At 43.2% G+C, this 19,665-nt stretch carries 20 protein-coding genes; 6 read left to right on the top strand and 14 right to left on the bottom strand.

The genetic code is table 11. The features are described 5' to 3' along the window. Positions 1 to 119: 119 nt before the first annotated feature. Entirely contained in the window at positions 120 to 578 is a 459-nt protein-coding gene (locus ACO067_RS18905; RefSeq protein WP_421876995.1) for a lipocalin family protein, read from the bottom strand. A 1-nt stretch (position 579) separates the two neighbouring features. Further along, positions 580 to 2,811: a Tex family protein gene (locus ACO067_RS18900; protein ID WP_421876993.1), complete on the bottom strand. Its 2,232-nt coding sequence runs from the start codon at positions 2,809 to 2,811 to the stop codon at positions 580 to 582. A gap of 93 nt (positions 2,812 to 2,904) precedes the next feature. On the opposite strand from ACO067_RS18900, the gene ACO067_RS18895 reads away from it, so the two are divergent. Then, positions 2,905 to 3,501, top strand: a complete 597-nt coding sequence (locus tag ACO067_RS18895; protein ID WP_421876991.1) for a TlpA family protein disulfide reductase — start codon at positions 2,905 to 2,907, stop codon at positions 3,499 to 3,501. On the opposite strand, the gene ACO067_RS18890 is transcribed toward ACO067_RS18895, so the two are convergent. Together ACO067_RS18890 and ACO067_RS18885 are read right to left on the bottom strand one after the other, a co-directional pair. Then, positions 3,471 to 4,589 (bottom strand): glycerate kinase, encoded by a 1,119-nt coding sequence (locus tag ACO067_RS18890; protein ID WP_421876989.1) that lies wholly within the window; start codon positions 4,587 to 4,589, stop codon positions 3,471 to 3,473. The genes ACO067_RS18895 and ACO067_RS18890 overlap by 31 nt on opposite strands. Then, the gene (locus ACO067_RS18885) at positions 4,586 to 5,059 is read right to left on the bottom strand and encodes a SixA phosphatase family protein (RefSeq protein WP_421876987.1); all 474 of its coding nucleotides are present in this window, start codon (positions 5,057 to 5,059) and stop codon (positions 4,586 to 4,588) included. Before ACO067_RS18885 ends, ACO067_RS18890 begins: the two co-directional genes overlap by 4 nt. A gap of 123 nt (positions 5,060 to 5,182) precedes the next feature. Between ACO067_RS18885 and topA the strand changes: the two genes are divergently transcribed. Genes topA through ACO067_RS18870 form a run of 3 tightly spaced genes read left to right on the top strand, consistent with a single transcriptional unit; the run spans position 5,183 to position 8,621 of the window. Continuing rightward, a complete protein-coding gene (gene topA / locus ACO067_RS18880) occupies positions 5,183 to 7,516 on the top strand; it encodes a type I DNA topoisomerase (protein ID WP_421876984.1) in 2,334 nt (777 codons plus the stop codon). A 48-nt stretch (positions 7,517 to 7,564) separates the two neighbouring features. Continuing rightward, a complete protein-coding gene (locus ACO067_RS18875; protein ID WP_421876980.1) occupies positions 7,565 to 8,035 on the top strand; it encodes a sigma-70 family RNA polymerase sigma factor in 471 nt (156 codons plus the stop codon). Beyond that, entirely contained in the window at positions 8,028 to 8,621 is a 594-nt protein-coding gene (locus ACO067_RS18870) for a hypothetical protein (RefSeq protein WP_421876978.1), read from the top strand. The genes ACO067_RS18875 and ACO067_RS18870 overlap by 8 nt, the downstream gene beginning before the upstream one ends. 6 nt (positions 8,622 to 8,627) lie before the next feature. Here the strand turns inward: ACO067_RS18870 and ACO067_RS18865 are convergent, their stop codons facing one another. The 8 genes from ACO067_RS18865 to ACO067_RS18830 all read right to left on the bottom strand — a co-directional run bounded on the left by ACO067_RS18865 (position 8,628) and on the right by ACO067_RS18830 (position 16,651). Next, a complete protein-coding gene (locus tag ACO067_RS18865) occupies positions 8,628 to 9,692 on the bottom strand; it encodes a Fic family protein (RefSeq protein ID WP_421876976.1) in 1,065 nt (354 codons plus the stop codon). Between the two features lie 84 nt (positions 9,693 to 9,776). After that, a complete protein-coding gene (gene dnaN, locus ACO067_RS18860) occupies positions 9,777 to 10,901 on the bottom strand; it encodes a DNA polymerase III subunit beta (protein WP_421876974.1) in 1,125 nt (374 codons plus the stop codon). A gap of 69 nt (positions 10,902 to 10,970) precedes the next feature. Further along, positions 10,971 to 11,867, bottom strand: coding sequence for a hypothetical protein (locus tag ACO067_RS18855; protein WP_421876972.1), 897 nt, complete (start codon positions 11,865 to 11,867; stop codon positions 10,971 to 10,973). 1 nt (position 11,868) lies between these two features. Beyond that, complete coding sequence (gene gldG / locus ACO067_RS18850; protein ID WP_421876970.1) at positions 11,869 to 13,551, bottom strand: gliding motility-associated ABC transporter substrate-binding protein GldG; 1,683 nt, start codon at positions 13,549 to 13,551, stop codon at positions 11,869 to 11,871. Next, on the bottom strand, positions 13,548 to 14,273 hold the full coding sequence (gene gldF, locus ACO067_RS18845) for a gliding motility-associated ABC transporter permease subunit GldF (RefSeq protein WP_421876968.1): 726 nt from the start codon (positions 14,271 to 14,273) through the stop codon (positions 13,548 to 13,550). Before gldF ends, gldG begins: the two co-directional genes overlap by 4 nt. Beyond that, positions 14,270 to 15,178 (bottom strand): gliding motility-associated ABC transporter ATP-binding subunit GldA, encoded by a 909-nt coding sequence (gene gldA / locus ACO067_RS18840; RefSeq protein ID WP_421876966.1) that lies wholly within the window; start codon positions 15,176 to 15,178, stop codon positions 14,270 to 14,272. The genes gldF and gldA overlap by 4 nt, the downstream gene beginning before the upstream one ends. A gap of 3 nt (positions 15,179 to 15,181) precedes the next feature. Then, positions 15,182 to 15,883: an SDR family oxidoreductase gene (locus ACO067_RS18835; RefSeq protein WP_421876964.1), complete on the bottom strand. Its 702-nt coding sequence runs from the start codon at positions 15,881 to 15,883 to the stop codon at positions 15,182 to 15,184. 126 nt (positions 15,884 to 16,009) lie between these two features. Then, positions 16,010 to 16,651, bottom strand: a complete 642-nt coding sequence (locus ACO067_RS18830) for a sterol desaturase family protein (RefSeq protein WP_421876961.1) — start codon at positions 16,649 to 16,651, stop codon at positions 16,010 to 16,012. A gap of 69 nt (positions 16,652 to 16,720) precedes the next feature. On the opposite strand from ACO067_RS18830, the gene ACO067_RS18825 reads away from it, so the two are divergent. Both ACO067_RS18825 and ACO067_RS18820 read left to right on the top strand, forming a co-directional pair. Then, positions 16,721 to 17,065 (top strand): hypothetical protein, encoded by a 345-nt coding sequence (locus tag ACO067_RS18825; protein ID WP_421876957.1) that lies wholly within the window; start codon positions 16,721 to 16,723, stop codon positions 17,063 to 17,065. Positions 17,066 to 17,158: 93 nt separating this feature from the next. After that, complete coding sequence (locus tag ACO067_RS18820) at positions 17,159 to 17,443, top strand: hypothetical protein (protein WP_421876955.1); 285 nt, start codon at positions 17,159 to 17,161, stop codon at positions 17,441 to 17,443. Here the strand turns inward: ACO067_RS18820 and ACO067_RS18815 are convergent. Together ACO067_RS18815 and ACO067_RS18810 are read right to left on the bottom strand one after the other, a co-directional pair. After that, positions 17,427 to 18,548, bottom strand: coding sequence for a lactonase family protein (locus ACO067_RS18815; protein WP_421876954.1), 1,122 nt, complete (start codon positions 18,546 to 18,548; stop codon positions 17,427 to 17,429). The genes ACO067_RS18820 and ACO067_RS18815 overlap by 17 nt on opposite strands. Before the next feature lie 105 nt (positions 18,549 to 18,653). Next, positions 18,654 to 19,664: an alpha/beta hydrolase gene (locus ACO067_RS18810; RefSeq protein ID WP_421876951.1), complete on the bottom strand. Its 1,011-nt coding sequence runs from the start codon at positions 19,662 to 19,664 to the stop codon at positions 18,654 to 18,656. Between the last annotated feature and the right edge of the window lies 1 nt (position 19,665).

Genomic DNA, 19,665 nt, shown 5'->3' with positions numbered 1-19,665 from the left:
GGGTACAAAATTAATACCCAAATGTTCCTATTTCTCTTGACAAAATCAAAAAAAACCGATGAACACCCCGTATGAGCTAACTAATCACCCCAAAATGTCACACTAAGCCCGGTTATTGATCAATTCTCGGGCACTAGATACTGATCAACAAGACTCCCATTTAGAGAATAAGTAACTGAAAGTCTGCTAGATGTCAGTTCTTTCACATACATGGATCTGATAGTGCCGTTGCTCCTTTCAAAATACAACGAATCAGTGAATGAATTGCTTCCTGAAGCCGTAAGAGCTCCTATAGATGTGGTGTCAAACTGGCTGCAATCTGCATTGTAGCGTAGCTCATAGGAAGCGATGGAGTCATTCGTAATTACTTCAAAACCAAGTCTAAGGCTGTCAGAACAAGAAGCCATGGCCACTGGATCTCCGTTCACTTCCCAGCCTGTGACGAGCCAGGTTCTACTACTGTCATTGGTAAGCATATACTCTACCTGATATGGAAGAAACCCCTCCGGAAAGTATTCATCTTCACAAGCAGCAAGAAGCGCCATGACCACAATCACATGTAGTATCCCTTTTTTCAAATTAGTTATTGAATTTACCTTTCAACATTGCCAGCTTGGCTTGTAGATCACCTTCAGGTTCTCTTTCTTCTCTTCTCTTCTTTTTTGGAGCTGGTTTACCAAATGGATCAGACTTCATCGAAAGTGATATTCGCTTTCTTGGCACATCCACTTCCAGCACCGTTACTGTTACTTTCTGTTGGAGCTTCACAGCAGCCGCAGGATCTGAAACAAAGCTATCTGAAAGATGGCTGACATGAACCAGTCCGTCTTGATGAACCCCCACATCTACAAACGCTCCAAACTTTGTGATATTGGTAATAATCCCCGGAAGTTTCATCCCTACACTTAAATCACTGATTTCGTGTACATTGTCCGCGAAGGCAAATGCCTCAAATTGCTCACGTGGATCACGTCCTGGCTTGGCCAACTCATCCAAAATATCTTTAAGTGTAGGCAGTCCCACAGTTTCAGTCACATATTTCTTTAAGTCGATGCGACTTCTCAAGTTCTTGTCCTTCACCAAGTCTTCAACTGAGCAGCCCAGATCTTTTGCCATGGTACTGACCGTCTCGTAACGCTCAGGGTGCACGGCGCTTTCATCCAACACATTCGCAGCTCCCTTGATTCTTAAGAAACCAGCCGCTTGCTCAAAAGCCTTATCTCCCAAACGAGGAATTGCCTTTAGCTCATCTCTACTTTTAAAAGCACCATTTTCATTTCTGTGCTTCACTATATTCTCTGCAAGCTGAGGACCAAGACCAGAAACATAGGTAAGTAATTGCTTGCTTGCAGTGTTCAGCTCCACACCTACACCGTTTACACAACTCATTACCACATCGTCGAGAGAGTGCTTCAATTCATTCTGATCCACATCATGTTGGTACTGACCAACACCAATAGATTTGGCGTCTATTTTTACTAGCTCAGCCAAAGGATCCATCATTCTTCTGCCGATAGAAACAGCTCCTCTCACTGTGACATCATATTCTTTAAACTCCTCGCGTGCTACCTCTGAAGCTGAGTAGATAGAAGCTCCGCTTTCATTGACCATGGCAATAATGATGTTTCTTGGCAATCCCAGGCTCTTTACGAATTGCTCCGTTTCACGACTGGCAGTACCATTTCCGATTGCTATTGCTTCGATATTGTGCTTCTGAGCCAGTGCCATCACCACTGCTCCAGCTGTGTGAATATCTTTTTTAGGTTCGTTCGGATAGATAGCCGTATGCTCCAAAAGCTTGCCCTGGCGGTCCAGGCAAACCAGCTTACATCCTGTTCTAAACCCAGGATCAATAGCCATTACAGACTTTTGACCAAGGGGAGCTGCCATTAGTAGTTGCTTCAGGTTCTCAGCAAACACAGAAATAGCCTCCAGATCAGCACTTTTCTTACTATCCAGTCTAGCTTCTGTTTCTATACTTGGTTTGATCAGGCGCTTGTAAGAATCCTTCATAGCTATCTCCACCTGCTCTGAGGCAGCGTTTTGCCCTTGTACGAACATCCGTCCCAGGGTATCAAATGCCATATCCTCCGGAATGGAAGTGTCCATCATAAGAATTCCTTCCCGCTCACCACGTCTAATTGCTAGCAAACGATGGGATGGAATGTCTTTCAGACTCTCCTCCCATTCAAAGTAATCTTTGTATTTATGTCCCTCTTGTTCTTTGCCCTTGAGTACTCTGGATGAGACAACTCCCTCAGATTTGAACAATCCACGAATCTTCTTTCTGGCATCCGCATCTTCACTGATCCATTCAGCGATGATATCCCGCGCACCTTGCAGCGCTGCATTGACATCTTCCACACCCTTCTCTTCACTAATGAACTGCTCCGCTTCTTGCTCTGGAAGAACTCCTCCTTGCTCCCAAAGTACCTTAGCCAGTGGCTCCAGACCTTTTTCCTTGGCCACAGATGCTCTGGTTTTTCTTTTGGGCTTATATGGCAAGTACAAATCCTCCAACACAGCCATCGTTTCAGCCGCATCTATTTTCGCTTTCAGTTCAGGAGTTAACTTTTCCTGCTCATCTATTGATTTTAGAATAGCCTCTCTTCGTTTGTCCAGATCTCTGAGCTGAGCCAATCGATCTCGTACATTGGCCACTTCCACTTCGTCCATCGAGCCAGTGAGTTCCTTACGATATCTAGAAATGAATGGAACCGTTGCCCCATCATCTAAAAGTTTGATCGTGGCATCAACAAAGCGAGGTTGTAACGAAAATTCTTGGGCTATCTTAGCTGTGTAATTTGTCATATGGATTTCAATTGGGCGCCAAAAATATCATTTCTGGGATTTTATCAGAAAGGATTACGTTAGGAATCTAAGAATAAATTTTCATAAAGAATCATGGCGAAAAAGACTTATCGAAGAGAACTCACTGAGTGGCTGATTCTTGTGACCGTAGGCCTCACGCTTTACTTCACCGGATTACATACCGAAGCAATAGGTCTGGTGCAAAGAGGTCTGCTAGCCACAGGAATCATCCAGCCAGATAAAATAACTGAAGAGCGATATGCGGATTATGGCTTTTATCTTAGCAACATCAAAGGAGAACAGGTTGTATTTGAGGAATTTGAAGGTCAAACCGTATTTTTGAATTTCTGGGCTACCTGGTGTCCGCCGTGTATTGCAGAAATGCCAGACATAGAAGATCTCTACCAGAAAAAGGGAAATGAAGTAACGTTCGTAATGATCTCCATGGATCAGAGTAGAGAGAAAGCCAAAGACTTTATCATGCGAAAAGGCTATGAAATGCCAGTCTATTTTCTGGAATCATCACTACCAAAAAGTTATGATACCCATTCTATTCCGACCACTTATGTGATTGCCCCCTCAGGGAAACTGGTGGTAGAGAACCATGGCATGGCCAAGTATGATACAGAGAGTTTCCGGTCTTTGCTGGACCAACTAAATCAGTCAACAACCAGTAGTTTCCCCAACTGAAAAGCAGTTCGTTCCAGATTCTGATAAGTAAACTTCATGGCCTCTTCCAGAGTCACAGGACCGTTTGTGATAGGAAGGATTACATCAAAATGTTCGATTGGGTCCACCTCGGCATTCACTCCACCAGAAAGTCCAATCACCTTGAGACCCGCTTCTTTACCTAGTCGTGCCACTAGTCCGGGACCTTTGCCATAATTGGTCTGCTGATCTATTCGCCCTTCACCAGTAATGAGCACATCGGAAGTACCCAGCTCTTTGTCAAACCCTGCCCATTCCAGTATTTTTTCTGCACCAGGAATGAGTTCGGCTTGCAGAAGTCCATGTAGGATGGCAGCAACACCTCCTGCCGCACCTCCATGCTTCACGTCATGTACATGCCTTCCGGTCGATTCTTCTACCAGATCCGCCAGGTTTTTCAATGCATCATTGAACCAATACACATCTCGTTCTTCACAGCCCTTTTGAGGACCAAATACCGCTGCAGCTCCCTTCTCACCGATCAGAGGATTGGTTACATCACAGAGAATAGTAATCTTACATTGATCCACTATCTCTGTAACCACTCCAGCATCCATACGATCTATTCGCTGCAGATCTGAAGGTTTTGGATTTTGAATAGGTTCATTCCCATCATAAAATTTGACCCCAAGAGCAGCCAAAATACCTAATGCCCCATCCACTGAAGCACTCCCTCCAATAGTTAGGTATATCTGTGTGGCTCCTCGTGAAAGTGCTGACTGAATCAGCTGCCCAGTACCATAAGTGGTGGCATTGTAGGGGTCCAGCTCATCGATAAGCCGGATACCCGAAGCTTCCGCTAATTCGATGATGGCAAATTTTCCTTCATCATGCCATCCATAGCTGGCACTCACTTCTTGCTCCAAAGGACCATCCACACTTCTAGTGTATAGTTCTGCTCCCAGGTAGCGGACTATTACTCCAAGAGAACCATCTCCACCATCCGCAATAGGTACAAGCGCAGTTTCTATGCTCACAGAGGCTTCTCTTAGTCCTCTCTGGATGGCCTCAGCAGCCTCCTCAGCACTAAGTGATTCTTTAAAAGCGTTGGGACATATCAGGACCTTCATTCGAAAAGTGGTTTTATGGTACCACTACCCTTAGTGATTTCATTCCATCCTTCCACATCAAAATGAATCTGCACCATATCTCCCGGAGACATACCAGCAAAGCGTCTGTCAATTAAGTATTCCACCAAATAACTAAATCCTGGATTGTGACCGATCATTAGTAATGACTGCCTAGAGGGTTTGACCGTACAAAGGATATCAAACAAATTCTGAGTGCTTGCCTCATAAATGCCGTCTACATACTCCACAGATCCTAAATCCACCTTTTTCAGGAGTAGGTCAGCAGTTTGTCTGGTCCTTCTGGACGGGCTGATTAAGGACTCATCCACTTGAAAGTTGATGGAGTTTAGTTTATCAGAAAGTAACGTAACCCCTTCTATTCCCACCTCAGTCAGCGGTCTTTCCATGTCTTTCATATTGTATCCACTAGCCGCATGACCGTGCCGTAGCAGAAAAAGTTTCTTAACCATTTTAATAGTATTGTGTTAAGCGAATACGGTATCCTTAAATATACCTTCACAAGGTAGACCGTCCAATTTCTTTAGTTAATTAATAAAATTTAAAGATATTTACCGCCTTAAAAATTTTAGAACATGGCAAAAAACCTGGTTATAGTAGAGTCTCCGGCGAAAGCAAAAACGATTGAAGGATATTTGGGTAAGGATTACCAGGTAAAATCATCTTACGGTCATGTGAGAGATCTTCCTAAAGATGATTTTGCGATTGATATCGAAAATGGGTTCGAACCTACCTACAAAGTTTCCTCTGACAAGAAGGACGTCATCAAGGAATTGAAAAAACTGGCCAAAGAGTCTGAAACAATCTTCCTTGCATCGGATGATGACCGTGAAGGAGAGGCCATTTCCTGGCACTTACACCATGCGCTGGAGCTTGATGACACCAAAACCAGACGCATCGTTTTTAGAGAGATCACTAAAAACGCTATTCAAAACGCTATTCAAAATCCCAGAGGTATAGATCAGGATCTTGTCAATGCTCAGCAAGCGAGAAGAATTCTGGATAGGCTGGTTGGATACGAGCTATCTCCGGTGCTATGGAAGAAGATTCAAGCTGGACTATCAGCAGGTAGAGTACAGTCGGTGGCCGTTCGCCTGGTGGTAGAAAGGGAAAGAGAAATTGATCAGTTCACCGCTACTTCTAGCTTCAAAATCACAGCCCTCTTTGATCTGGGCAATGGTAAAGTCCTAAAAGCAGAATTACCAAAGAAATTTAGCACGGAAGAGGAAGCAACAACATTTTTAGAAAGCTGCAAAGCTGCTGAGTTCAATATTGAAAACCTGGAGACCAAACCAGCCAAGAAGTCTCCAGCTCCACCGTTTACCACCTCTACGCTCCAGCAAGAAGCCAGCAGAAAGCTCAGCTTTCCAGTGGCACTTACAATGTCTGTAGCACAGAAACTATATGAAGCAGGTAAAATCTCCTATATGAGAACAGACTCTGTAAACCTGTCCAATGATGCCATAGCTAGTGCAAAAGGTGAAATTACCAAAGCCTATGGTGAAGAATTCTTCAAAGAAAGACACTTCAAAACGAAAAGTCAGGGAGCCCAGGAAGCTCACGAAGCAATACGTCCTACAAACTTTGGAGTACTAAGTGCTGGCAAAGATGACAAAGAAAGCAGGCTCTATGAGCTAATCTGGAAACGTGCGATTGCTTCACAGATGGCTGAAGCTCAACTGGAAAAAACAACAGCAACAATCGGTATCAGTACCAACGAGGAGAAGCTGGTAGCTCGAGGGGAAGTAGTGAAATTCGAGGGATTTCTCAAAGTGTATATCGAGTCTACTGATGATGAGGACGATGAAGAGCAAGCAGGAATGCTCCCTCCACTTAATGTAGGACAAGTTCTGGACCTTAAGAGCATGCTAGCCAAAGAAGGTTTCACAAGACACCCACCAAGATATACTGAAGCTAGCCTGGTGAAGAAACTGGAAGAAATGGGTATTGGTCGACCATCTACCTATGCGCCTACCATATCCACTGTGATCAAACGTAACTACATCGCGAAGGAGAATAGAGATGGTCACGAACGTAAATACCGTGAAGTCCTGCTACAGAGTGGAGAGATCAACACGGTAACTAATACTGAAATAACAGGAGCGGAAAAGAACAAACTCTTCCCGACCAATACAGCCATGGTAGTCAATGACTTCCTGGTAGAGCATTTTCCCAACGTTATTGATTTCTCCTTTACCGCCAAGGTAGAACAGGAATTTGATGAGATCGCTCACGGTAAGATTAGCTGGAGAGATATGATCAAGACCTTCTATGGCGGATTTCATAGCAAAATTGAAGACACCGAACAGCTCAAACGCTCGGAAGTCAAAGCTGGACGCGAATTGGGCACTGATCCCAAAACAGGCAAACCTGTAATTGCCAAGCTAGGCAAATACGGTGCTTACGTGCAGCTAGGTGAAATGGAAGACGAAGAAAACGGTGGCGAGAAACCAAAATTTGCGAGTCTTCGTCATGGTCAATTAATCGAGAGTATCACCCTGGAAGAGGCACTGGAGCTTTTTAAGCTACCGAGAGAAATTGCAGAATTTGAAGGCGAAATGATGACAGCTGCAGTTGGAAGATACGGCCCCTACATTAGGCATGCGGGTAAATTTGTTTCGCTGAAACCAGAGCAGGATCCGTTGAGCATCAAAGAAGATGAAGCTATCGCATTGATACTAGAAAAGCGGGAACAGGATGCTAACAAGTACATCAAAACCTTCGATGAAGATGATTCGGTCTTTGTACTTAATGGGCGCTATGGACCTTACATAAAGTTTGGCAAGAAGAATGTCAAAATCCCAAAAGATAAAAAACCAGAAGACTTGACATTTGAGGAATGTAAGGAACTTGCCGAGAAGACTCCAGAAAAGAAAAGAGGCGGTTTCAAACGAAAAGCAAAAAAATAGCAAATATTTTGTAAGAAACTCGCACTTACCATCACCTAACCTACTGTTGTGTCCGAACCCTTCTTCAAATCATTCGTGACCGAAAATATGGGAATTATAACCCATATCTGCAGAGCATATGCAGCGAATGAAGAAGAATTGAAGGACCTGATACAGGAGGTGACCATTCAGCTTTGGAAATCACATCAGAAGTTCAAAGGAAACTCGAAAATATCTACCTGGGTATACCGTGTTTCGCTCAATGTATGCCTGGCTATCAACCGTAAAAAAAGGATTGATACCGAACCCATCAGAAATGTGGATGTAGAAGATGATGTGGACCATACCGAGCGAGAGCAGGTGGAAATGCTTTACAAAGCGATTCGCCAGCTCAATGAAAGTGACCGAGCCATTATCCTTCTGTATCTAGAGAAAAAAAGCTACCAGGAAATAAGTGATATTCTTGGGATAACTGTATCGAATGTTGGAGTGAAAGTGAACAGACTTAAGGACAAATTAAAGGTGATGATCAATGGCTGAGGAGATTGATATCATAGCGCTTTGGGATAAAGGAAAAGAGCTTAATGCCAATCCTGAATTAGATATTGATAAAGCCATCTCCTCCAGATCTAAAGGGACACTTTTCTGGATCAGAGTGATTCTAACGATCGAATTTTGGATCAATGTAGCTGCATTACCGGTCTTCGTATATTATCTTTTGATCATTGATAAAGACTACCTGTGGGGTACATTGGCCGTGATCGTCACATTGATCTACCTGGTGTACTATCAGTTTCTGATCAAACAGATCAAACGGTTTAGTTTCGAAGAAAATGTCAAAACCAGCTTAAAGAAACTTTACAGGTACCTGAGTTTTTTCCTACTGCATTATAAAGTGGTAATCTGGATATCACTTTTGATCGGCATGATCAAAGCTATAGTTGAAGATGTTCCTAATCAGGTACCTCCTGAGCAACTGGAAGCACCTTATTTCATGCTTTCAGTAATCGTTGTCTCTGGGATAATGATCATTATCGTCGGACTGTTTTTCACGTTACTCATTCATTTGATATACGGTCGCAAAATCAAACGTCTGAAAAGACTTGTCCGTCAATTTTCAGAATAGAACACCTCAAACAAGCTTGAGGTGTTCCTCCAATGAATGAATGGCAGCCTCCACTACCAGTCGGTAGAATGGCTCCGGATTGTTATCCAACTGTACTCGCTCCAAAGCATTGTAATACGCCAGACGATTTTCATTATCTCCTTTAATATGACTCAGTGTATAGCCATTTTGTAACAGCACTAGATTCATAAGTAACCTAGAGGTCCGTCCATTGCCATCTATAAAGGGATGAATACTCACCAATCGCTCATGTACCTCTGCTGCCATGATCAAAGGGTGGATTTTGCGTCGATGTGTTTTAAAATATGCAAAGAAATCCTCCATTAACTTATCAATCATATAAACCTGCGGCGGTTCATGACGACTACCAGATATCCGGACCGGTACCGACCGATAGACACCTGCATTTTGAGTATCTACACTCTTCAGTATCAGTTGATGCAGCGATAGAACATTGCGCCGATTGAGCGCACCTTGATTACTCACGAGCTCTTCCAGGAATTGAAGCGCATCTGCATGATTTACAGCTTCCAGGTGTTCACGCATAGACTTTCCACTTATGGTCAGTCCTTCATTTACCACCAGTTGAGTCTCCTGCAGTGTCAGCGTGTTGCCTTCTATGCGGTTACTTTCAAACGTATTTTCTATTTGAAAGTACTCCTTCATCTTGTAGAGCTGTGTGATATTCAGAGGTCTTTTGGATTGCCATTCGGATTTCAATCCATCTGCATAGACAATGCGTTGTTGCAGATGATTGCTGATTTGAGGCAATTCGTGAACCTTGGATGCTTTGAGATATTCAATGCGGCTCTCAGCCAGCATCAAAGCCTCTCGTGCCACTGGTTGATACCGCACCAGTTTGACCACCTTGTCAGCCAACCATTCAGCCCTGACCTTCTCTGAATCCAGATTCAAAAGTGCAATGAGCTCTTCTAACTGACTCTCTGTGGGCATTCTGTCCCCACTCTCAAAGCGACTGATCAATGTGGCATCCACATCCAGCTTTACAGCAATTTCACGGGCTTTCATTCCACTGAAGACCCTGGCATCTTTAAGTATATCAGCTAGCATATAGATTGACTAATTTATTCATGACAAATTTAGTCATCTTTACCCGGAAAAGAAAACCGACCAAATGGGTCGGCTTCAGTTGTCTTATACGTAGTTATTGAGCATAACTGGCATTACCAGCAATAAGATGTCTTCATTTTCATCTTGCTCTACTGGCAAGATGATCCCAGCTCTGTTTGGCGCATTGAGTTTAAGCGTGATCTCTTGAGCATCAAGATTAGTCAGCATTTCGATTAAAAACTTCGCGTTGAATCCAATTTCTATATCTTCTCCATCATGCTCGCATGACAATCTTTCATTTGCTTCATTAGAAAAGTCCAAATCCTCCGCCGAGATCATCAATTCACTCCCGGTGATTTTCAAACGAACCTGATGGGTGGTTTTGTTAGCATAGATAGCGATACGTTTCAATGAACTAAGCAGTTCTGCTTTATTGATGTTCATTGCGTTCTCATTGTCCGATGGAATTACATTTTCGTAATCTGGGAATCGCTCATCGATCAAGCGACAGATCATCTTCACATTATTGAAGCTGAAGAATGCATTAGAAGCATTGAATTCCACATTTACATTGGTATTTTCAGAAGGCAAAGTAGCTTTCAGCAGTGTCAATGCCTTTCTAGGAATGATCATGCTATGAGCCATATCTGAAGCGATATCCACTCTTCTGTAGCGAATCAATCGGTGACTGTCTGTAGCCACGAATGTCGTATTCGTCTCATCCAATTTGATGTAAACCCCAGTCATGGCTGGTCTCAGCTCATCATTACTTGTGGCATAGATGGTACTGTTGATTGCCTGTGCCAGCACACCAGAAGACATATTCACTGAGTAGCCATCTGCTACTGTTGGTATCTTCGGGAAATCTGTGGCGTTCTCACCAGAGAGCTTGTATCTACCGTTATCCGAATTGATCTCAATGCTATAAGTGTCTGCATCGATAGAAAAGGTAACTGGCTGCTCAGGCAGGTTTCTCAACGTCTCCAACAAGATTTTGGCAGGAATAGCTATGCTTCCATCTTCTTTAGCTTCCACTTCCAGTTCGGTAATCATACTGGTCTGAAGGTCAGAAGCCGTGATCGTCAAAGTCCCATCACTGATTTCAAACAAGAAATTCTCAAGGATCGGTACCACAGGATTAGTGGTGATTACTCCATTGATTGCTGAAAGTTGCTTAAGTAGATAGGATGATGATACTATAAATTTCATTCGCGTCGAGATTTCAATTGGGCGTCAAATTTAAGAACAAAAATTGAGATTTGGAGATATCCTTTCAACTCAGTCTGATAGCTCAAAATCTTTATTCTGTAAAAGGATTTCAGACATTCGGGACTCATCTACCACAAAGAGCGATTCATCATAGGTCATAACCAAATAAATACGGTCTCCAGGCAACTGAGGGTAGATTTCTAAAAGATATGGCAGGTCTGAATTAATCGATTCGATGGTCAAAGTGGCGAGAGCAGGCATGGTGGAAAGACTGTCGTACTTCTGAAACCGTCCCCTACTTACCCATTCGTTAGCTTGAAAATATTGAAACTGATTCAAATAATTGATCACCTTATTGGAATCCAACTGCTGAATACCCTCTACATTAAAGAAATCTTTATTGAAAGCAATGACAAGATCTTCCTTGAGATCATCTTGGTAATCGAGTTCCAGTTTTTGAATAGTCCGCCAGCTCTCGTTAAGCACTAATCGGTCTCTCCACTGGTCCTTTTTCAGTTCAAAGATTGCACCTAAGTACTCATTATACCCTGGAATCTGCACCTGATAAACCTGCTCTTCATCTTTCATGGAAAAATAAGTTCTTGTCTTGGTAGGATTTCCCCAGACGGTGAACTCCATTGGATTTTCTCCGATGATTTGTACCTGAATACCTGATTCCAGTGGCAAGTCTACCGGTTTCTGCACCCGAACCCTATTCAGAATAGAAAACAAAAGAGCTCGCAAAGATTGGTCTACGGAATACTCCGCGTTGATCATCCATCCACCGGATCGTTCAAGCATGAGGTCATTGATCCTCACAGCTGCAACGCTCGCTGTGTCTCTGATCATAAACTTCTCCTCGTTAAATGACACACCAACCGACTTACCGCCAAAAAAGAAAAACAGCAGATTAGCAACCAATAGTGCAATAAAAAAGATCAATAGCCGCTTAGTCTTACCCTTCATTTCAGTAGTTGTTTGATCGTTTTCTTAAATAAATCTTCACCACGCCAAAAAGAACTAAAAGTGCTATAGGCAATACCAGGTTGATCATTTGCCATTTCACTCTTTCTGATCGCACCTTCACCTTATTTAGAGGACGGATTTTCACTTCCTTGGACCGAGTTTCGATCAATCCATCTTCGTCAACCAAATAATCAATGATATTCATCACCAATGCACTATTCCCAAAATTATTCTGACTATATGGTTCCGAACCCAACGGGAGCGGTTGCCCAGTTTCAGGACTCAATTCATTGGTAATTAAGTTGCCGTCTGCCACCACCACAATTTTGCTGGGTGCTCCATGGTCTATTTTATCAGTTTTACGATAGCCTGGAGGGGCAAACCTATTATGGTAAAGCGACGTGAAGCTGCCCTCCAATAGATAAGCCAAAACCTGCGGGCCGGCCTGAAACCTGTCAGGACTTAAAGTCCCTCGCAAATCATTGAGACTAACCTCCACAGGATAACCCACTATTTTGGTATTGGCAGAACTGGAGAAAAGTGGATACTTGGAAATGCCCTCTGCCTTTACGGTATCGATGGATGAAACCATCTTTAACATCACTGCATCCATGTTGCGCACGATAGGATGACTACCGTAGTTGGTAATGACTGGAAAATACGGCCAGTCCAGCATGGTGATTTGAGGCTGGTCACCAATATTTCCCGTGATCACTGGAAGTGTTCCTGCATTCAGGTCTGCTACGTAATTCTGATTGATCCTCACTCCATATTTGAACAGTAAATCCTCTAAATTGGTCTTGACAGGAATCGCCACCGAACTACTGGATAGCGCACTGTCTATGTTGATGCTGAGTACATCCATAAAAAAGGCTAGTCTTCCGCCCTTCATTACGTATTGATCCAATAGAAACTTCTCCTGATCGGTGAATTCTTGAGAAGGCTTAGTGATCAACAACAGATCATAACCTACTATGGGAGTAGACTTTTCCGGGAGATTAACTCGAAACAAATCGTATTTGGTGAGGATTAAATTGGTCAATCCACCTAAAAAGGTCGAGTCTGGCTCGTCATGACCGGTGACCAAACCAATGCGTTTTCTGCCAGATCCTGCGAGCTGCTGCAGAGTGTTGGCAAACTCGTACTCCAAACCTTCTATGGATTGGTTAATGATTTGTTCAGAACCTCCAGCACGGTTTCCTTTGAGAAGATTCACTGCTTGCTCCTGTCCCTGATAGCTCACCACGGCTCCCGGAAAAATCATTTTTTGGGTGTTCTGGCCATCTTTGGAGTATGTCAGATTCGTCGGCTGGATGCCTTGATTGATCAATCCCTGAAAAAACTGATTACGAGCCTGTGCGCTTTTAGCCTGAGCCGGATCTACAAAGCGAATATCGAAATTGCCTGGGGAATGAATGGCAAACTCTTCTAGCAACTCTCGAATGGATTTTTGAAAACGAACAAAATTGGAAGGTAAATCCCCAGCCAGGTACACTTCCACCACCACATCACTTTCCAATCGATTCAAAAGAGTACGGGTTGGTTCTGAAATGCTGTATCGCTTCTCTTCAGTCATGTCTATTCGGAACTGGTATCGTTCGGCAACTTGATAAACCAGCCAAATCAGCATCAAGCCAATTCCAAACCTTAGTAGCAAAGCCATTTGATGATTTGTTCGACTCATTTGCGTGATCCAATTATTAGTTGTGTAAGCATTAACATAAGAGCGATCAAACTGAAGAAATACACAAGGTCTGTAAAGTCCAGTAGTCCCCGACTGATGGAAGTATAGTGTGCTAAAATCCCTAACTCAGCGATGAAATATGACCAATCAGACCAGACATTAATGGAGGCAATGGAGTCGATTCCCGCATAGAAGAAAAAGCATAAAAATGCTGCCAGAATAAAAGAGACGATTTGATTGCCGGTAAGTGCTGATGCTAAAATGCCAATGGCTGTAAAAACACCTCCAAGAAGCACCAACCCTATATAAGACCCAATGATGCCAGGCGTATCCAGATTATCGACAGGATTACCCAACCGACTGATGGAGAAATAGTAAATCAGTGTTGGTAAGACAGAAAAGAAGACTAGAAAAAACCCGGCGAAGAATTTACCCAGAATGATCTGTGAATCTCTGAAAGGCAACGTCTGCAGTAACTCAATGGTACCGGAGCGCTTCTCCTCTGCAAAAGACTTCATGGTGATCGCTGGGATCAAAAACATAAATACATAAGGCCCGAAACTAAAAAGTGGTTCGAGAGTAGCATACCCATAGTCCAACACATTGGTATCGGGAAAAACCCACATTAGCAAGCCGATTCCCACCAGAAATACACCGATTACCACATAAGCAATCAGGGAATTTAAAAACTCGTTGACCTCCTTCAGAAAAATACTGATCATGCTTCTTTACCCTGGGTTAATCGATGAAAAATCTCTTCGAGGGAATTCTGTGCCTTTGTTAAACTCGAAAGCGGTAAATCATGCTCCGAGGTTATTCGCAGCAATTCCGCTCGTAGGTCTGATCGATCTGAGGCTATCAAATAAGAATTCTTACCCGCATCTTTCAGTTCGAATCCGGCCTCTTCAAACACTTCCTTGTTCACAGGCTTCTCAAATTCCATGATAATTCCCGTCGTATTACCCAAGCCAGCTTTCAACGAAGACAATTCATCATTAGCCACCAAAGTGCCCCGATCAATAATCACTACCTGATCACAGATGGCTTCCACTTCTTGCATGATATGAGTAGACAGAATCACTGTTTTATCAGCACTGATATCTTTAATAACCTGACGAATCTCCAGAATCTGATTGGGATCTAACCCAGAAGTGGGCTCATCCAAAATAAGCACCTTCGGATCATGAATAAGTGCCTTCGCCAGACCCACACGCTGACGATAGCCCTTAGACAGAGCCGATAGCTTTTTGGACCGCTCTCTTTCCAGACCTACCAGCTCTATCATTTCTTCCACACGTTTCTTCGAATTGTTCAACCCATATGCACTGGCGATGAATCTTAAAAATTCCCTGATGTACATATCGAGATACAGCGGGTTATGCTCAGGTAAATAGCCAGTGATCCGCTTGGCAGGAATCGGGTTTTCCTCCACGTCTAGTCCTGCCACAACTACCCGGCCCGAAGTAGGTCTAATGTATCCAGTGGCCATTTTCATGGTAGTGGATTTGCCAGCCCCATTTGGTCCGAGAAACCCGGTAATCTTACCGGGCTCTGCTTCAAAAGAGATGCCATCTACGGCTTTTTGCTCTCCAAATACCTTAGTTAGCTGCTGGATCGATACGGACATATATTATTGCTTGCCTTTAGGTCTTAGTGGTCTGATCTCCAAATCTACAGGAAGATAATTAGGATGTGTGTTCAAAAGATCAATTACCGATTTGGCAACGTCTTCTGGACGCATCATATTGTCATGAGCATCATATCCATCAATATCATCAAAGAAGTTAGTTTTCACACTTCCCGGATAAACATTGGTGACTTTGATTCCCCAATCACGCAATTCCATAAACAATGAGTGACCAAATCCAGTCACTGCATGCTTGGTAGCCGCATAGCCAGACATATTCTTGACAGGGTTGAGACCAGCAATGGAGCTGATGTTCACAATATGGCCCTCATCCATTTTTTTCATCTGAGGTACCACCGCACGAGTGCAGTACATTAACCCATGCACGTTGACATCAAACATCCCTTTCCAATCTTCTAGATCCAATTCATCCACAGCACCAGCCACTCCATATCCGGCATTATTGACAAGTATGTGAATGTCATCTCCAAACCGATTGGCGGTTTCTCTGTAGGCACTATTTACCGAATCATAATCAGCCACATTGGTTTCTATGAAATAAAAGTCATCATGAACTAAGTCAGGTTGTGAACGACTCCAACCAGCTACTTTCACACCTGCCTCCAATAGCTGCTTAGCTACTTCCAGACCGATGCCTTTACTCACTCCTGTTACAATCGCTACTTTACCTTTGAGATTATCCATATTCCTGTTCGTTTGCAATATTGTTTGATTTTGTGATCAATAACAACTTGCACAACGCACACCGTGGTAAAGAGTTTGATAGTAGGTGTATTTTTACCAATCACCTAAGTCGCGCCAATTCATGCCTTAGTTCTGGTCTTTGGGCAAAGTACCAAAAATCACATCCCACAGTAGTGTACTCACACCAAAGGCTTTGTCTTCAGGATACTTGTAATGATGCATAGCATGGTATTTCCATAACCTTTTGAAAGGAGCAAACTTTGGAGTTTTGAATCGATGCTGCGCATAATGAATGGAGATATAGAGCAGGTAGCCAAATACAAAACCAGGAAAAAAAGCAATGGCCAAATCTCCAAGCAACAGCCAAAAAAGTCCAAAAAATAGGGATAGTAGTATTAAGGCTGGCACTGGAGGCATAGCTAATCGAGTTGGATCCTTGGGATATTGATGATGGATGCCATGACCCATGTGCTGAATCTTGAGTAGCCACTTCTTGTCAGTCTTGACATGGTATACATATCTGTGCACCCAGTATTCGGCTAGTGTCCAGGTGAGCCACCCTGCTACAAATAAACCAACCACCCACGACCATGGGAGTTGCTGAAAGGAGAAATAACAAAATACTCCAACTATAATTGAATGCATGGTGACAGGCACCGAAATATGAGTACGAGTTAACTTCTCCAGCAAACCGCTCTTGAAAAGCTCATCTGTGCCTTCATTTTTTGGGCGCAGGTGCTCCGGTATTTGATAAAACTTGTTCTCCATACCGCAAATCAGGACGAGGATACTAAGGAATCAAATGATATTTATCATTGATGAAACAGAACTATTTCATTGAGTAGAAGCGCATCTGGCAACCTGACAACCAACTTTTACGATTATATAAAAACTATGATGGGTGCTGGTTTCATGAAAGACATGGCAGATTCAAGTCGAAGAAATCGATCACTGTTAAAAGGTGGCGATTCTGGCACTTATAATAGTTTCGATTCCAAGTCCTACACAGCTAAGCCTGGAAAGGTTCCTTCCTTCAAAAAAGCCAGTCCGGAAGTCTTAGAGCGCATAAGAGCTCAAATGAAGATTGACAATAACCGATCAACCAAAACAAAAAGGATTGTTCTCTTCACAACCATTTTAAGTGTCGCAGGATTACTAACAGTACTTTTGCTGATGCTTTGAACAATTCGGAAATTGACAAAAATCAGTAGCACAATAGAATAAGTTCAGTCCTCCGGGCACATCTATCCTAATCGATTCACTGTTAATTTAAGTATGAAAGCTTCAGGAATACTTCGGGACATGGTAAAGACGACTAACCTCAACAGGTCTCTACTCATTGGTAATGAAACAGGCACATTCAATAGCTTTGATCTGGAAGCCTATCTGGCCAGACCCAAAATCAAAAAACCCTTTACCTATAAAGAAGCCAATGCAGATTTGATTATGAGTATAAGAAATCAAATGCTTGCTGACAATGAACGAATCACAAGATGGAAACTCTTGATTCTGCTCATGGCAAGTAGTCTGGCTTTTATCGGATTTACTCTACTGGTTTAACTTCGGGTATCACCTTCAGACAGACAGGCTTGGACAGTTCAATCTTGGTTCCAGTATATTCAAGCAACCCCGATACTTTATCTCTGCTGAACACCACGATGTTGTCTGATTCCTGATTGGCAACCAATAAAAACTGATCATCAGGACTAATGAGGAAATTTCTAGGCCAATCTCCTCTAGTAGCTTCTGTACCCAGAAAGGCAAGTTCTCCACTATCGGCGACTTGATACATCGCTATACTTTGATGTCCTCGATTGGAGGCATACAAAAACTTACCATCATTGCTCAAATGGATATCGGCACACTGACTATGATCAGTAAATTCCTCAGGAAGAGTACTCAACCGGTCGATCACCGAAAACGTACCAGTCACTGGATCTACAGCAGCAGACACCACTGTATTGGATAGCTCGTTGACAATAAATACCTGGTTCTTATTGGGATGAAACTCCAAATGTCTTGGACCATCACCCGGCTCTAGAGATAAAGCTGTGACAGCCACACCTAGCTTACCCTCAGTCATCGGATAGGCCAGCACCTGATCAATACCTAAATCGATTACGTATAGAAATCTACCATCAGCTGAAAACTGGGAGAAATGTGCATGTGGAGATTCCTGACGCTCCATGTTAGCCCCACTTCCGTGATGCTGGAACTCACTAAAGGCCTTCTTCAATCCTCCATTGGTACTCAACTGAAATACTCCTCCATTACCAGAGCTATAATTAGCCACTGCCAACAAACCCTTCTGGACATCTATATAACACGGATGCACTCCATACGAGGACACTTGATTGATCAACTGAAGCTGTCCGTCAGTACTCCACTGCCACGACGATAAAGTACCGCTCTCATCTTCACCAACACTATACACATTGCTACCATCCTCGGAAACGGCCAGATATGAGGGATTGGAGGTGCTTGCGATCAGCTGAAGACCGGACAATGAACCTGTGGATGTCTCAAATGAGACCTGATAGATTCCTTCACTACCAGAGCCTGTATAAGTGCCGATCAAAAGCTGGAGTGTAGAATGTTGCTGCGGATCAGTGTTACATGAGGCCATAAGCAATACTAACAGTGATAAAGAGATTAGGTATTTCATGCTAAAAAAAATTGAACGGGCAAGTTAGTCATACATCGCATAAAAAAAGAAAAGACCTCCATATGGAGGCCCCTTCTGCTAAACAACAATCTATACTAACCAAACTCAATAGAAAATTTCATCTAAGAATTGCATGACTTTTTTCATAGCAGGAACTCCGTCCTGCTCCCAACTGATGCCTAAAAAATCATTCTTACCAGAATCCATGAAAGCATGTGGTCGTCCTTCATGCACCCAATAGGTTACATCCTGACCTGCTTCTCGCAAAGTCTCTACATAAGCACTCACAAGCTCTGGAGTAGTCAGATTATCCTTACTACCCACAGTGAATAACTGCGGTGGAAGTTTGCGCTCGTAGGACAATGGCACATTGTAAATTGGACTAACCAGTTGATATAGTGTTGGATGACTAGTCACATTTTTACCTGCACCGAAGATGCCTCGGGGCTTAGCTCCCCCCATCTGCCAGAAGACATTGGAAGGTTCTTCAAATCCTCCTTTCGCGCTGGCATATAGGTCAAACGCGCCATAACTGATCACCGCTCCCTGCACTTCGATACCACCCCTTTTCATAAGCTGATCACAAGTGACGCCATCCGGAAGGTATGAAGGTCTAAACCCGAGGGGTTGCTCATCAAAACCTGTTGAACTCAATTGGCTACCACCAATCAAAACCATCTCAGCAAGATGTCCTCCGGCACTATCTCCGGTTACCGCAACCTTTGTCGGGTCCCCTTTGTATGCCCCTATGTTGGTTTGCACCCAGAGTACTGCTCCCAATACATCCTCCACTATTTGATCCATGGTCACTGTATTGTTTTGATCCACCAGCAAACGGTAATTAACGTTGCAAACCACATATTCACCATGCTCTACGGCATATTTGGCCATATCGTTCATGATCGACTTATTGTTGATCAACCAGCCACCACCATGAAAAATGACCAGTACCGGGTAAGCATCACGACCAGTATCCGGCGTGTATATATCCATGGTTAGGTCAAAACCATCAGGACTTGCCCACAGTACATTCTCAGCTACTGAGTAGTCATTTAATTCCTGCGCGCTGACCGAAGTGAGCATCAATGATAGAAGTCCAAAAAACCAATTTTTCATA

This window comes from Marinoscillum sp., assembly GCF_965229915.1.
Taxonomy (GTDB): Bacteria; Bacteroidota; Bacteroidia; order Cytophagales; family Cyclobacteriaceae; genus Marinoscillum.
This window is presented reverse-complemented; position numbering and strand designations above follow the sequence as displayed.